The sequence below is a fragment of the Occultella aeris genome (assembly GCF_902703175.1).
Classification (GTDB): Bacteria; Actinomycetota; Actinomycetes; order Actinomycetales; family Beutenbergiaceae; genus Occultella; species Occultella aeris.
The window spans coordinates 140118-153386 of sequence record NZ_CACRYJ010000046.1 but is presented as its reverse complement, the minus strand read 5'-3'; the positions used below and the strand labels follow the sequence as shown (position 1 = coordinate 153386).

The following is a 13269-nucleotide window of genomic DNA, read 5'->3' as shown; positions in this document are numbered from 1 at the left end:
GCGGGGTGTCGCATCAGTGCCGGGCCACGATCTCGTCGAACATCGCCTCGAGTTTCGGGTCCCCGACGGGGCCGAAGCCCTGCTCCAGGTGCCAGGCCACCGACTCCGCGAAGCCCTGTTCCACGGTAGTGCTGGGGGCGAACTCCGGCACGAAGCCGCGGATCTTGCTGTTGTCCAGGACGAACGAGTTGGCCTTGTCGCCCAGCATCCCGGCGCCGAAATCGGCGTCCACGGTTGCCATCTCGGTCGCCGGCACGTGCAGCAGGTTCGCCTCGACGTCGAGGATCTCGGACAGGATCGTGAAGATCTCGTTCCAGGTGGGCGCGAAGTCCGAGGTGATGTGGAACGCCTCACCGACGGCGTCGGCGCGTCCGAGCAGGCCGACGAACCCGACGGCGAAGTCCCGCGCGTGCGTGAGCGTCCACTGGGTGGTGCCGTCGCCGACGACGGCGACCGGTGCGCCGCGGAGCATCCGGGCGGCGTCCGTCCAGCCGCCGGACGTCGGCACCCGGGTCCGGTCGTAGGTGGCCGAGGGCCGAACCACAGTCACCGGGAAGGCACGGTCGGCGTACGCGTCGAAGAGCAACTCCTCGCTCGCGGCCTTGTCCCGGGAGTACTGCCAGTACGGGTTCTCCAGGGGCGTCTGCTCGGTGACCGGCAGCACGGCGGGTGGGGTCTGGTACGCGGAGGCGGAACTGATGTAGACGAACTGGCCGGTCCGGCCGGAGAAGAACTCCACGTCCGCCGCCGCATGCTCCGGCTTGAACGAACGGAACTGGGCCACCGCGTCGAACTCACGGCCGGCCAGTGCCTCGCCGAGCGCGGCCACGTCGTGTGCGTCCGCGTGCAGCACCTCGACGCCGTCGGGCAGGCTCCGGGTGTGCGTGGTCCCGCGGTTCAGCACGGTCACCGCCATCCCCCGGGACACGGCGAGATCCACGCACGACGCGCTGATCTGCCCGTTCCCACCGATGAACAACACACTCGTCACGATGTCTCTCCTCGGGCGTGGCCCCGGTGGGCCGGGGCGGTTCTGGCACAGGATCGGCCCAGGCGCGGTGCCGACAGGTACGAACCTACCGGCGTGCGGCGAGCCAGGCGTCCTCGGCCGCGTAATCGAACAGGTCGGCGCCGCCGGCCGCGAAGTCGCCGAACGCCTCACGCCAGTCCCGCGCGGTGGCCGCACGTTCGATCCAGTCCAGAAACGGCCCGAGCGAGGCCACGTAGTCGATGACCGGCCGGTAGCCGAGGTCCGCGGCCGCACGGGACATGTCCAGGACGAACGGCACGGGCACGCCCCACGGGCTCAGGCCCACGTTCCCCTCGGGCTCACCGGGCATCGGGTGCACCGTGACGTCACGGCCGCGGGTCGCGTAGACGGCCGCCACGATCTCTGTGGTGGTCGGAGCCTGCGGATCCACCGCGTTGAGGATCCGGCGCCCTGGCCGGGCCGCGGCGAGGCGGATCAGCTCGGTGACGTTCTCGGTGGCGCTCGGGTGGAAGCGTGACCTGCCCTCGTGAGCGAGCACCACGTCCGTGCGGCCGTCCAGGACCCGTTTCAGCGCGAACCACTCCCGCGGGTTCTGCGCGAAGCGACCATGGATCGCACCGGGCCGCAGCACGGTGGCCGGAATGTCGGCGGCGAGCCACGCCTGCTCGAGTTCCACCTTGCCCGACGCGTACCCGCCCAGGCCGGGCTGCGCCGTCGGGCCGTCCTCGTCCTGCCCGACGTCCAGGTGCGGGAACTCCGGTCCACCCAGGTATCGGCCCTCACCATCGGCGTAGACGGCCGCAGAGGAGATCACGACGGCGGAGCCCAGGTCCGCGCGATGCCGCAGCACCTGGTCGGCGTGGCCGGCGTTGAAGGCGACGCAGTCCACGACCAGGTCGACGCCGTCGCCGACCGCGGTGGCGAGCACCGTCCCGTCGTCGCGGTCGCCGCGGATCTCGCGTACGCCGCGTTCGGCCAGTTCCGGCTCGAGCGGGCGGCTGCCGCGGTGCAGGACCCGGACCTGCCACCCGTCGGCGGCGAGCGCGAGGGCCGCGGGGACGCCGATCTGTCCGTTGCCGCCGATGATCAGCGCGGTGCTCATCACCCCACCGTAGGGGCGCCAGTAGCCTGCGTGCATGACATCGGGGACAACGTCCGAGCGGTCGCCGGTGCGCCCTGAGGGGGCCGCCGCGCAGATCGCGGCCTGCGAGCGCACCTTCCGCAGGTACGGACTGCCGCTGCTCGTGCACGGGCACACGTCCCGACGGGACGTGTACGGGCGCGCCGCCCCGTTCCTGGTCGTGGTGATGCTGCTCGAGGTGTTCGCGGCGATCCGGCTGGACTGGGCGTGGTGGATCAACCTGGCCGTGATGGTCGGCGCGATCGGCCTGCTGTTCGCCGGCTACGCCGGGCTGAACGTGCTGCGAGGCCGGCCCTGGAGCACGCTCCCCCAGGACGTCGGCACGGCCGAGCTGGGCTTCTTCGTGCTGGCGCCCGCGGTGCTGCCCGTGGTCTTCGGCGGGCAGTGGATCACGGGGATCTCCGTCGCGGTCGGCAACGTGGTGCTGCTGGCGATCGTGCGCGGGGTGGTCGGCTACGGGTTGGCTGCGACGCTCTGGTGGGGCATGTCGCGGATCGGCAAGGAGCTCGGGGACTCGTTGTTGCGGCTGATCCGGTTCCTGCCGTTGCTGCTGATCTTCTCGATCGCGCTCTTCTACACCACCGAGGTGTGGCAGGTCTTCGACCACACCCCGGGGGTCTCGGACCTCATCCTCGGGGCGTTCTTCGTGGCGCTGATCGTGCTCATCCTGCGGATCCGGCTGTCCCGGGAGACGGCGGAGATCCTCGACCGGGCCGAGCGGGAGGTCCCGGAGGTTGCGGAGCTGCCGGCGCTGACCGGTCCGCAGCGGGCCAATGTCGCGGCCATGGTCGGCGCAAACCAGCTGCTGCAGGTGATCGTGGTGAGCATCGGCGTCGGAGTGTTCTTCCTGGCGCTCGGCGTGCTCACGATCACCCCGGGTCTGATGGCGGAGTGGGCGATCGACGGCGGCAACTGGCGCGAAGAGGTGAACCTGTTCGGTGACACGCTGGTGCTCAGCCAGACCCTGATCCGGGTGTCGGTGGCCATGGCCACGTTCACAGGGCTGTACTACGCGATCTCGGTGCTCACCGACGCGGTGTACCGGGTCGACTTCATCGACGACATGGCCGTGAAGATGGCCGACGTCGCCGCCCACCGGGTGCGCTACCGGCGCCTGCTCGCCGAGCGCGAGGCGGCCACCTCCGACTGAGGACCCGACCCGGTCGGAGCGAGTCGGTAGGCTCCGCGTCCATGGCGATCATCCATCCTTCGACCCTGATCCCGACCAAGTTGGAACTGCTTGAGGAGTGGCTGGCCACACCGGCCTCAGGTGGACTCGCCGGGCCCGGGGAACTGCGCCGCGTCGGCAGCTACCGGTTCGACGATCCGGCCGGCGAGGTCGGCATCGAGGCGCTCCTGGTCACCCGTGGCGGCCCCGTCCGTCACGTCGTCCTGACCTACCGGGCCGAACCGCTGGAGGGCGCCGCCGAGCATCAGATCGCCACCATGGAGCACTCGGTCCTCGGGCGGCGTTGGGTGTACGACGGCACGGGCGATCCCGTGGCCCTGGCCGCCTACCGGCGCGCCCTCGCCGGGCTGCAGCACCAGGCAGCCCTCGAGGTCTGGGAGGGCGACACCCTCGTCGAGACCCGGGAGCCGACGGTGGGCCTGACCGTGTGGGATCCCGCCGCGTCGCCGGACGGGCTCTCGGTGCGCTTCGCCCGTGAGCCGGGGGCCGTCGAGACCGGATCACCGGCACTCGTGGCGACCTGGGACGGCGGCAGCGGCGTGGTCGCCACCGCTTGAAGCCCGGCAGGTGAGCACTCGCGTGCTCGGCCCCACGTGGCACGATCGGAGCATGGAAGCCACTCCCGCCGCTGCCCTCTGGGCCGACCGCACCGGCAAACGAACCTACACCGGATACAACGCGCGCGGCGCGGAGGTTCGGATCGGACCGGACGACGCGGAGGGTGTGTTCTCCCCGGGGGAACTGATGAAGCTCTCACTCGCGGCCTGCAACCTGATGAGCGCAGACTGGCCGCTGTCACGGCGTCTCGGGCGGGACTTCCGCGCCTCGGTCGGGGTGGAGACCGAGAAGGTCGAGGACGAGAACCGGTACGGCTGCGGCCGGGTCGAGATCGTGCTCGACCTGTCTGGTCTCGACGAGCAGGGCCGCGCCGACCTGGAGGAGGTGGTGCGCCGCGCCGTGGAGCGCGGTTGCACCGTGGGGCGCACACTGGATGCCGGGATGCCCCACACACTGAGCATCACCGACGCCCGCTGAGCGAGGCCTCGACACCCCCGACCACATCGCACCGAGCACCACGAGGAGGACCCATGGGACGCAGGGCCAAGGACGAGCAGAACGGCGAGCAGGGCTCCGGGACCCTGGAGCGCCTGATCGACACGGCTGTCACGGTGCCCGCGGGACGCGTGCACGCCTACGTCGACGGCCTGCGGCGCAAGAACCCGACCGCCTCCCCCGAGGAGATCATCGCCCTCCTCGAGAAGCGGTACCTGCTCGCCGTCAGCGGCTCCGGAGCGGCGGTCGGTGCGGCCGCCGCGTTCCCGGTGATCGGCACCACCGCGGCGGTTGCCCTCACCGCGGGACAGGTCGGCGTGTTCCTGGCCGCCTCGAGCGCACTGTCCCTGGCGGTGGCGGACGTGCACGGGATCGCCGTCGGCGACGTCCACCGGCGGCGGGCGCTGCTGATGAGCTCCCTGCTCGGCGAGCAGGGCCCGCAACTGTTCGAGCAGCAGCTCGGGCTGAGCTCGGTCACCTGGGCGAAGGTGCTGCTCACCCGGCTGCCGGTGGCGACCGTGAAGAGCGTCAACAAGGCTCTGCGCGGTCGGGTCGTCAAGGTAGCCGCCGCCAAGGGCGGGTCGATCATGCTCGGGCGGCTGCTGCCGTTCGGCGTCGGCGCCGTGGTCGGGTTCGCCGGCGGTCGGCTGATGGGCAAGACGATGATCGGTGGCACCAACGAGGCGTTCGGGCCGGCCCCGGCCTTCTTCACGCGGGAGGTGGAGGGCACCGCCGTGACGGTCGAGCCCGATGACCTGTTCTCCGAGCCGCTGCCGAAGGGCAGCGAGGCCGCGGCAGAAGGCTCCTGAGGCGGGCGGGTCGATAACAGGGTGCACGTGGCTGGGGTGGTCGGGCAGGGTGGTCGCCATGCCGGAGGTCAGGAACGTCGAGTACGGCGACTCGGCGATCGCGCTGCCGAATGAGATCCTGCGGTCGGTGGTCGGCAGTGGCGTGCACGGGATCGCGATCGCCGGCACCGACGACCACGACGAGATGGGTGTCTACATCGAGCCGCCCTCGCACGCGCTCGGCGTCGGGAAGCACCGCGACGACTATGTCTGGCGGACGCAGCCCGAGGGGGTGCGCAGCGGTCATGGCGACACCGATCTGATCCTGTACTCGCTGCGCAAGTACCTCCGCTTGGGGATCCGGGGCAACCCGACCGTGATGCTGCCTCTGTTCGCGCCCGACGAGTCCCTGGTCGTGTTGACGCCGCTCGGAACGGAGCTGCGATCGATGCGGTCGTCCTTCCTCTCGCAGCAGGCCGTCGAGCGATTCCTCGGCTACATGCATTCCCAGCACGAGCGGATGCTGGGCGCGTCGAAGCGAAACGTCCCCAATCGGCCGGAACTGATCGAGAAGTACGGCTGGGACGTGAAGTACGGCAGCCACGCACTGCGGCTCGCCTATCAAGGTTTCGAGATCGCCTCGACGGGAACGCTGACTCTGCCCCTGCCCGTGCAGGAGCGCGAGCGCGTCCTGGCCGTGAAACGTGGTGAGGTGCCACGCACCGAGGTCTCCCTCGAGATCGCCGGACTGGAAGCCCAGGTCCGGACCCTGCTGGACGACGGCGCTACGCCGCTCCCCGCAGTCGCGGACGCCGATCGGATCAACGACTGGACGATCGATGCCCAGCGCCGCCACTGGGGCTGGCGCTGACCGACTTTGGTTCCACGACCCTCGGCGCGGCACCTCTGGAGAGTCCGTTGCGGGCCGACCTACACTTGCCCCATGCCGGACACCCAGTACGAGGAACTGCTCGCCCACGTCCTGGCCACCGGGGCCACCAAGGGTGACCGCACCGGCACCGGCACCCTCTCGGTGTTCGGGCATCAGCTGCGCTATGACCTCGCCGGCGGCTTCCCGCTGGTCACCACCAAACGCGTGCACCTGAAGTCGATCGTGCACGAGCTGATCTGGTTCCTCCGCGGCGACTCCAACGTCGGCTATCTGCGTGAGAACGGGGTGCGGATCTGGGACGAGTGGGCCGATGACGACGGCGAGCTCGGCCCGGTCTACGGCGTCCAGTGGCGCTCGTGGCCGACGCCCGACGGCGGTCAGATCGACCAGATCGGTCAGGTGCTCACCCAACTGCGGCAGACCCCGGACAGCCGCCGCATCATCGTGTCCGCGTGGAACGTCGCAGAGCTCGACCGGATGGCTCTGGCCCCGTGTCACGCGTTCTTCCAGTTCTATGTGGCCGACGGTCGCCTGTCCTGCCAGTTGTACCAGCGCAGCGCCGACCTGTTCCTCGGGGTGCCGTTCAACATCGCCTCCTATGCCCTGCTCACCCATATGGTCGCCCAGCAGGTCGGCCTCGAGGTCGGCGACTTCATCTGGACCGGCGGCGACTGCCACATCTACAGCAACCACGTCGACCAGGTCCGCGAGCAGCTCACCCGGGAGCCGTACGAGTTCCCGACCCTGCGCCTGCAGGCCGCGCCGAGTCTGTTCGACTACACCTTTGAGGACGTCGAGGTCGTCGGCTACTCCCACCACCCGACGATCAAGGCTCCGATCGCGGTCTGAGACGGAGCAACCATGCTTGGGATGATCTGGGCGCAAGCCCGCGGCCGGGTGATCGGACGCGACAACGACCTGCCTTGGAAGCTTCCCGAGGACCTCGCCCACTTCCGGTCGACGACGGCGGGTGACGCCGTGGTCATGGGCCGCCGGCAATGGGAGTCGCTGCCCGAGCGGTTCCGCCCGTTGCCCGGCCGGCGCAACCTGGTGCTCAGCCGGGATCCCGACTACGAGGCCGAGGGCGCGGAGCTGGTGACCACCCTGGACGCCGCCCTGGCGCTAGTCGCCGAGGAGGACGCCTGGATCTGCGGCGGCGGCGAGGTCTACGCGCGGGCGATCGACCACGCGGACGTCCTCGTCGTCACCGAGATCGACCTGGACGTCGAGGGTGACACCTTCGCCCCACCGATCGGGCCGGAGTGGGAGGTCACCGAGGCCGGCCCGTGGCGCACCGGCGCCGGCGGTCTGCGGTTCCGGATCCTGACCTACCGGCGCCCGTGAACGTGACGGCCGACACACCTGGGTAGGCTGCTCGAACGATGACTGCACCAGGCGGCCCCGATGCCGGCGACGACGCGGGCCCGGGCAGCGCCCGGCCCGACGGGCCGCCCCGTCCCCCGAGCCTGCTGCCGATCGTCGCGGCCGGCCGCACGGCGTTGGTCGCAGCCGTGTGCCTGTTCGCGGTGCTCGCTGCGACCGCCGTCGGGCCCTGGGAGATCACCGAGCGGTGGCAGGTCGACGTGCCCACCGCGGAACCGCCCAGCGTCACCGGTTCGGAGCAGCAGCCCACGCCCGACCCGACCCCGAGCATGCCCGAGTTCCTCGAGGACCTGCCGGTGCCGGACCTGAGCTGGCTGGGTCTCGTCGCCGGCCTGGTCGCGGCGGTCATCGTGATCGCCCTCCTGATGCGGTATCTCGCCTACCTGCGGCGGCCGCTCGAGGACGAGGCGGACGCCCGGAGCCGGCTGGTCGGCGGCGAGGTCGCCGACGCGGAGCCTGAGCTGCCGGTGCTGGAGCAGGGCGTGAGCGCCGCCCTGAAGCACCTCGACCAGATCCGGGAGCCACGGGACGCCATCGTGGCGGCCTGGCTCGCCCTCGAGGACGCTGCTGCCCGCTCGGGTGTGGTCCGGGCGCCCGCGCAGACGCCCACCGAGTTCACCGCAGGCGTGCTGGAGGCGACCGAGGCGGACCCGCACGCCACGGCCACCCTGCTCCGGCTCTACCACCGGGCCCGGTTCTCGACCGCTCCGGTCACGGCCGACGACGTCACCACCGCCTCGACCTGTCTCGCCGACCTGGCTCGCAGCTGGACCGCGCTCCAGGCGGCCAGGCGCGACGCCGCGACGCAGCGGCCGGCACCGGAGGAGGAGTGAGCGTCCAACCGGATGACGGGCGCAGACGCCGCTGGTGGGTCTGGCCCGTGGTGGTGGGCATCGGCGGCCCCGTGCTCGCGTTCACCATCGGGCTGGACGCGGCGCACTCGCTCATGATCGGTCTCGCCGTCGCGCTCGTCGTCGCGGGCAGCCGCGTGATCGGACTCGGCGACCAGGCCGTGTGGCCACGGCTGCCGTTCGGGCGCCGCGACGGGGCCCGCCGCGACGTCTCCAGCCTGTCCTGGTCGCTGTACGGGCAGCAGCGCGAGCTGACCGGGTCCGGCCGGCGGCGGCTGCGCCGGGTCTGTCTGGACACCCTCGAGCTCGCCGGGTTCTCTCTCGACACACCGGACGGCGTCCGTGCCGTCGAGGACCTCCTCGGCCGCCCCGTGACCGCGTTCCTGATCGACGAGGACCAGCCCGCGCCCGATCTGCGCGGCGTCCAACGCACCCTGACCGCACTGACCGCAGTCCCGCTACGAAAGGCTCACCGATGACCACACCGAGCGCCACCCCGGACGACGCCGCCCCGTTACCGATCGAGCAGGTCGCCCGCTCCGGTGCGGCGGTCCTGGCCGAGGTCGGCACCGTGGTGGTCGGCATGCAGGCCCCGCTGCGGATCGCGCTCGCCTCGGTCCTGGCCGGCGGCCACGTGCTATTCGAGGACGTGCCAGGCCTGGGCAAGACGCTCGCTGCGCGCTGCCTGGCCGCCGCCCTCGGACTGGACTTCCGCCGTCTGCAGTGCACCCCGGACCTGCTGCCTGCGGACATCACCGGTTCGTTCGTGTACGACCCGACCTCCTCCGAGTTCGTGTTCCGGCCGGGCCCGGTGTTCACCGGACTGTTCCTGGCCGACGAGATCAACCGGACCGCGCCGAAGACGCAGTCAGCCCTGCTCGAGGCGATGGCCGAACGGCAGGTCACGGTGGAGGGCACGAGCTACCGGCTGCAACGCCCCTTCCACGTGATGGCCACGTCCAACCCGGTCGAGTACGAGGGCACCTACCCGCTGCCGGAGGCCCAGCTCGACCGGTTCATGGTGCGCCTGTCCGTCGGCTATCCGCACCCGGACGCCGAGGTGGACGTCCTCGCGCGCCGGGTCGCCCGGCGACGCGAGGAGGCGCAGGTCCGCGCCGTCGTGGACGCCGCGACCGTGCGCGGCATGCAGGCCGGTGTCGAGGCCGTCGAGGTGGATCCGGACATCCTGCGCTACTGCGTGGACCTCGCGGTGGCGACCCGAGCCCACCCAGCGGTGGAGGTGGGCGCCTCCCCCCGTGGCTCGCAGGCGTTGCTGCTGATCGCGCGCGCCATGGCTGTGCTGGATGGCCGCGCGTTCGTCACCCCGGAGGACGTGAAGGCCATCGCGGTGCCCGCCCTCGCCCACCGTCTCGTGCTGACGCCGTCAGCCTGGGCCTCGGGTACCGTGCCCGAAGCGGTGGTCACCGCCCTCCTGGGCGAGGTGCCCGGGCCGGCGAGCGCGGGGGTGGCCGCCGGGCGGACCGGCCGGTGAGCACGGCCGACATCCCCGCACGCACCGGTGAGCGCCCGCCACCGGCAGCGGCGCCCTGGCGTCCCGGCGTGCAGTCGATCGCGGCCGCCGTCATCGGCGTGGCCGCCCTCACGCTCGGGGTGATCGGTTCCCGGCCGGACGTCGCCGTGCTGGGCCTGCCGTTCGTGCTCGGTTTCGCCTGGGCCTGGTTCACCCGGCCCACCACGACCTCCCGCCAGGCCCTGCGTCAGGCGACCGGTCGCCGCGGGTCCGGCACCGACGCCGCCTCCGACGGCCTGATCGGCACCGTGTCCGCCGACCTGGTGCTCGATCCCGCACCCGGCGCCGAGGTGCTCCGGGTCCGCGTGTCCAGCGCCGGACACCGCGAGGGTCAGGCACTGATCGACGTCGGTGGCCCCGGACCCCGGACGGTCCGGATGCACCTGGACACCGCGCGGACCGGCGTGCAGCCGATGTTCCGCACCGACCTGGTGTGGTCCTCCTACGACCAGACGATGGTCGCCGGGCCCAGCCGCCTCGGGCCGCTGCGGGTGACCGTCTACCCCACCGCGATCCCGTTGCGCCGGCTCCCGATGCCGCGCAGGCTGCAGGGTCTGACCGGTCCGCACACGTCCCGGCGGGTCGGCGACGGCACCGACCTGCACGACGTGAACCTGTTCACTCCGGGTGACCGGCTGCGCCGCATCGACTGGCGGGTCACGGCCCGCCGATCCCTGGACGTGACCACCGGACGCCTCGGCGAGCTGTACGTGCGCCGCACGTTCGCGACCGCGGACGCCACGATCGTGCTCGTGGTCGACTCGCGCGACAACGTCGGGCCGGACGTGGACACCTGGGGCGGCGGCAAGGAGGCGCGGGTGGACGAACCCACCTCCCTCGACCTGGCAAGGGAGGCGGCCACCTCACTCGCGAAGCGGTACATCGACGGCGGCGACCGGGTCGGGCTCGACGACCTCGGGCTGCGCCGCCGGCCGGTGGCTCCGGCAGGTGGGCGCAAGCAGTTGGATCGGATCACCCAGCGGCTCGCGACGATCGCACCGGAGGGTTCGCCGACCGCGCGGGAACGGGCCCCGCAGGTGCCATCGTCCGCGCTGGTGGTGATCTTCTCCACGTTCCTCGACGACGAGGCGGCCCGGATGGCGCACCAGTGGCACGCCCAGGCGCACCGGGTGATCGCCGTCGACGTGCTGCCCCAGGTTCGTGTCCATCACCTCGACTCCTACCAGCAGACCGCGTACGCCCTGGTCCGCCTGGAGCGCGGGATCCGGCTCGAGCGGCTGCGCCGCACCGGCGTGGAGGTGGTGCACTGGGTCGGTGACCCGGACGGCCACGGTTCGTCGACGTCCGCGGACATCGATCTGCTGGTGCTGTCCCGGCCCGGGCACCGGGTGCGGACCCGATGAGCACCCCAGGCCGCCTCAGCAGCGTCCGCGAGTGGATGTTCGGCTGGGACGTGAACACACCGCGGGAGCGACCGCTGCCGCCGGTCGAGATCGACGTGGGCCGCTGGGTGCCGGCCTGGGTGGTCCGGGTGGTCGCCGGCCTTGCCGTACTCGCAGCGGGCCTGCTGCTCACCGCGGACCCGACCCAGCTCGCGTTGGCCGCGGCGCTCGGCGTCGGGGTCGCGATCGGTCCCCAGGGCGCTATCCCGATGATCGCGCTGGTGGCGGGGATCATCGCGTTCGCCGCCCGGGAGCCGTCCCCGACCGTCGGCGCCGGCCTGCTGCTGTGTCTGCACGGCATGCATTACCTGACCCGACGGGTCTCCGGGCTGTCCCCGCGGGCCCGCGTGGAACTGGTGGCCCTTCGCCGGGGGCTCGTCCCGGCCCTGGTCGTTCAAGGGTTCGGGCAACTGGTCGGCGTGGTCGTCTGGTTCCTGCCGGGCCCCGCCTCCCCGTTCCCCTGGCTCGCCGTGCTGGCGCTGCTCGCGATCACCGTCCTCGTGCTGGTGGGGGTGCGGGCACTGCGCGCCGCCGAGGCCGGCCCGGGGCCTCGCCGCCTGCCGGCGAAGCCGTCTCGGGGAACCACCGGTAGCACTCCGGCCGGGCCCGGAGGTGATAGAACGTCCTCCGGTGCACCGCCGCAGGACGGCGGCGAGCCGCCGGCCGCCCGGCCGACGTGGCGTTCGGTGGACCCCGACGCCTGACCCTCTCGACGCACGCGCCCTTCTCCCCCACCAGACCGCACCCGATCAGGAGCACCCATTGGACAACCGACGCGCCGAGCCCGGCACCACCTGGGCCGGTACCCACGCGTACACGGCGGCGACGCTGCACCGACCGGACACGCTCGACGAGGTGCGTCGCATCGTCGCCGCCGCCACGCACATCCGTGCACTCGGGTCCCGGCACTCCTTCCACGACCTGGCCGACTCCCCCGGGGACCTGATCAGCCTGGAGCGCGTGGACCCGGAGATCGACATCGACCCCGACGCCCGGACCGTCACCGTGGGCGCGGCCGTGCGCTACGGCGACCTCGCGGTCGCCCTCGACCGGGCCGGTTGGGCGCTCGGCGCGATGGCCTCGCTGCCGCACATCTCGGTGGCGGGAGCCACCGCGACCGCTACCCACGGCTCGGGTGACGCGACCGGGAACCTGGCCTCCGCCGTCGTTCGCCTGGAGCTGATCACGGCCGACGGCGACCTGCTCACCCTGAGCCGCGGCGACGCGGACTTCCCGGGCGCGGTCGTGCACCTCGGGGCGCTGGGCATCGTGACCCGGGTGACCCTGGCCGTCGAACCCAGCTACGAGGTGCGGCAGTGGGTGCGCCGCGACGTGCCGTGGGCGGACCTGCTCGGCGACTTCGACGCGATCACCTCCGCGGCGCAGAGCGTCAGCGTGTTCACCCGCTTCGGTGACATCGCCGGCCGGGTCTGGATGAAGAGCCGTGATACGGCCGAGCCGGACGCCCCGTGGGGGGTGCCCGCCACCGTGGAACAGCACCCGATCGACGGCCTGGACGCCGTCAACTGCACCGCACAGCTCGGCCGGCCCGGGCCGTGGTACGACCGGTTGCCGCACTTCCGGATGGGCTTCACCCCGAGTGTGGGTGCGGAGATCCAGAGCGAGTACCTCGTGCCCCGGGCACACGCCGTCGCAGCGATCACAGCCCTGCGCGGCCTCGGTGAGGCGATGGCGCCGGTGCTGCAGGTCTCCGAGATCCGCACCGTCGCCGCCGACGACCTGTGGCTCAGCGCAGCCGAGGGCGGGGACCGGGTCGCGTTCCACCTCACGTTCGCCCGGGAGCCGGACGCGGTCCGAGCGCTGCTCCCGCGGATCGAGGACGCCCTCGACCCCTTCGACGCCCGCCCGCACTGGGGCAAGTGGTTCACGACCGGGCCCGGGCGCCTGGCCACCCTGTATCCGCGGCTCGGGGACTTCGCCGAGCTCGCGGGCCGGCTCGACCCGCAGGGCTGCTTCCGCAACGACTACCTGGACCGGACGGTGCTCCCCCGCTGATCGGCTCGTCAAACGCACCACACGACCCTGG

The 13269-nt window shown here is 72.1% G+C and carries 15 protein-coding genes; 13 read left to right on the top strand and 2 right to left on the bottom strand.

Annotation, left to right across the window (positions count from 1 at the left end; genetic code table 11):
• Positions 1-13: 13 nt before the first annotated feature.
• Positions 14-991: an NAD-dependent epimerase/dehydratase family protein gene (locus HALOF300_RS15715; protein ID WP_156741861.1), complete on the bottom strand. Its 978-nt coding sequence runs from the start codon at positions 989-991 to the stop codon at positions 14-16.
• Positions 992-1076: 85 nt separating this feature from the next.
• Positions 1077-2093: an NAD-dependent epimerase/dehydratase family protein gene (locus tag HALOF300_RS15710; RefSeq protein WP_197522596.1), complete on the bottom strand. Its 1017-nt coding sequence runs from the start codon at positions 2091-2093 to the stop codon at positions 1077-1079.
• A gap of 34 nt (positions 2094-2127) precedes the next feature.
• Between HALOF300_RS15710 and HALOF300_RS15705 the strand changes: the two genes are divergently transcribed.
• From HALOF300_RS15705 to HALOF300_RS15645, 13 genes are all read left to right on the top strand, one after another.
• Positions 2128-3282 carry a hypothetical protein gene (locus HALOF300_RS15705; RefSeq protein WP_156741860.1) on the top strand — a complete coding sequence of 385 codons (1155 nt, stop codon included), beginning with the start codon at positions 2128-2130 and terminating at the stop codon, positions 3280-3282.
• A 41-nt stretch (positions 3283-3323) separates the two neighbouring features.
• Complete coding sequence (locus HALOF300_RS15700; RefSeq protein WP_156741859.1) at positions 3324-3878, top strand: maltokinase N-terminal cap-like domain-containing protein; 555 nt, start codon at positions 3324-3326, stop codon at positions 3876-3878.
• Positions 3879-3930: 52 nt separating this feature from the next.
• Positions 3931-4356 carry an OsmC family protein gene (locus HALOF300_RS15695; RefSeq protein WP_156741858.1) on the top strand — a complete coding sequence of 142 codons (426 nt, stop codon included), beginning with the start codon at positions 3931-3933 and terminating at the stop codon, positions 4354-4356.
• 53 nt (positions 4357-4409) lie between these two features.
• On the top strand, positions 4410-5183 hold the full coding sequence (locus HALOF300_RS15690) for a hypothetical protein (RefSeq protein WP_156741857.1): 774 nt from the start codon (positions 4410-4412) through the stop codon (positions 5181-5183).
• Positions 5184-5241: 58 nt separating this feature from the next.
• A complete protein-coding gene (locus tag HALOF300_RS15685) occupies positions 5242-6033 on the top strand; it encodes a nucleotidyltransferase domain-containing protein (protein WP_156741856.1) in 792 nt (263 codons plus the stop codon).
• A 72-nt stretch (positions 6034-6105) separates the two neighbouring features.
• Positions 6106-6903, top strand: coding sequence for a thymidylate synthase (locus HALOF300_RS15680; RefSeq protein WP_156741855.1), 798 nt, complete (start codon positions 6106-6108; stop codon positions 6901-6903).
• A 21-nt stretch (positions 6904-6924) separates the two neighbouring features.
• Positions 6925-7398, top strand: coding sequence for a dihydrofolate reductase (locus HALOF300_RS15675; RefSeq protein ID WP_197522595.1), 474 nt, complete (start codon positions 6925-6927; stop codon positions 7396-7398).
• 38 nt (positions 7399-7436) lie between these two features.
• The gene (locus HALOF300_RS15670) at positions 7437-8270 is read left to right on the top strand and encodes a DUF4129 domain-containing protein (RefSeq protein WP_156741853.1); all 834 of its coding nucleotides are present in this window, start codon (positions 7437-7439) and stop codon (positions 8268-8270) included.
• On the top strand, positions 8267-8767 hold the full coding sequence (locus tag HALOF300_RS15665; protein ID WP_156741852.1) for a hypothetical protein: 501 nt from the start codon (positions 8267-8269) through the stop codon (positions 8765-8767). The genes HALOF300_RS15670 and HALOF300_RS15665 overlap by 4 nt, the downstream gene beginning before the upstream one ends.
• Positions 8764-9780 (top strand): AAA family ATPase, encoded by a 1017-nt coding sequence (locus HALOF300_RS15660; RefSeq protein WP_156741851.1) that lies wholly within the window; start codon positions 8764-8766, stop codon positions 9778-9780. The genes HALOF300_RS15665 and HALOF300_RS15660 overlap by 4 nt, the downstream gene beginning before the upstream one ends.
• Entirely contained in the window at positions 9777-11183 is a 1407-nt protein-coding gene (locus tag HALOF300_RS15655; RefSeq protein ID WP_156741850.1) for a DUF58 domain-containing protein, read from the top strand. Before HALOF300_RS15660 ends, HALOF300_RS15655 begins: the two co-directional genes overlap by 4 nt.
• Positions 11180-11926: a hypothetical protein gene (locus HALOF300_RS15650; RefSeq protein WP_156741849.1), complete on the top strand. Its 747-nt coding sequence runs from the start codon at positions 11180-11182 to the stop codon at positions 11924-11926. Before HALOF300_RS15655 ends, HALOF300_RS15650 begins: the two co-directional genes overlap by 4 nt.
• A gap of 58 nt (positions 11927-11984) precedes the next feature.
• A complete protein-coding gene (locus tag HALOF300_RS15645) occupies positions 11985-13238 on the top strand; it encodes an FAD-binding protein (RefSeq protein WP_156741848.1) in 1254 nt (417 codons plus the stop codon).
• The last annotated feature ends 31 nt before the right edge of the window (positions 13239-13269 follow it).

Coding starts and splice junctions, on each gene's coding strand:
- HALOF300_RS15675 (WP_197522595.1), top strand. CDS start 6,925: ATGATCTGGGCGCAAGCCCGCGGCCGGGTGATCGGACGCGACAACGAC.
- HALOF300_RS15695 (WP_156741858.1), top strand. CDS start 3,931: ATGGAAGCCACTCCCGCCGCTGCCCTCTGGGCCGACCGCACCGGCAAA.
- HALOF300_RS15700 (WP_156741859.1), top strand. CDS start 3,324: ATGGCGATCATCCATCCTTCGACCCTGATCCCGACCAAGTTGGAACTG.
- HALOF300_RS15690 (WP_156741857.1), top strand. CDS start 4,410: ATGGGACGCAGGGCCAAGGACGAGCAGAACGGCGAGCAGGGCTCCGGG.
- HALOF300_RS15685 (WP_156741856.1), top strand. CDS start 5,242: ATGCCGGAGGTCAGGAACGTCGAGTACGGCGACTCGGCGATCGCGCTG.
- HALOF300_RS15660 (WP_156741851.1), top strand. CDS start 8,764: ATGACCACACCGAGCGCCACCCCGGACGACGCCGCCCCGTTACCGATC.
- HALOF300_RS15650 (WP_156741849.1), top strand. CDS start 11,180: ATGAGCACCCCAGGCCGCCTCAGCAGCGTCCGCGAGTGGATGTTCGGC.
- HALOF300_RS15705 (WP_156741860.1), top strand. CDS start 2,128: ATGACATCGGGGACAACGTCCGAGCGGTCGCCGGTGCGCCCTGAGGGG.
- HALOF300_RS15670 (WP_156741853.1), top strand. CDS start 7,437: ATGACTGCACCAGGCGGCCCCGATGCCGGCGACGACGCGGGCCCGGGC.
- HALOF300_RS15680 (WP_156741855.1), top strand. CDS start 6,106: ATGCCGGACACCCAGTACGAGGAACTGCTCGCCCACGTCCTGGCCACC.
- HALOF300_RS15710 (WP_197522596.1), bottom strand. CDS start 2,093: ATGAGCACCGCGCTGATCATCGGCGGCAACGGACAGATCGGCGTCCCC.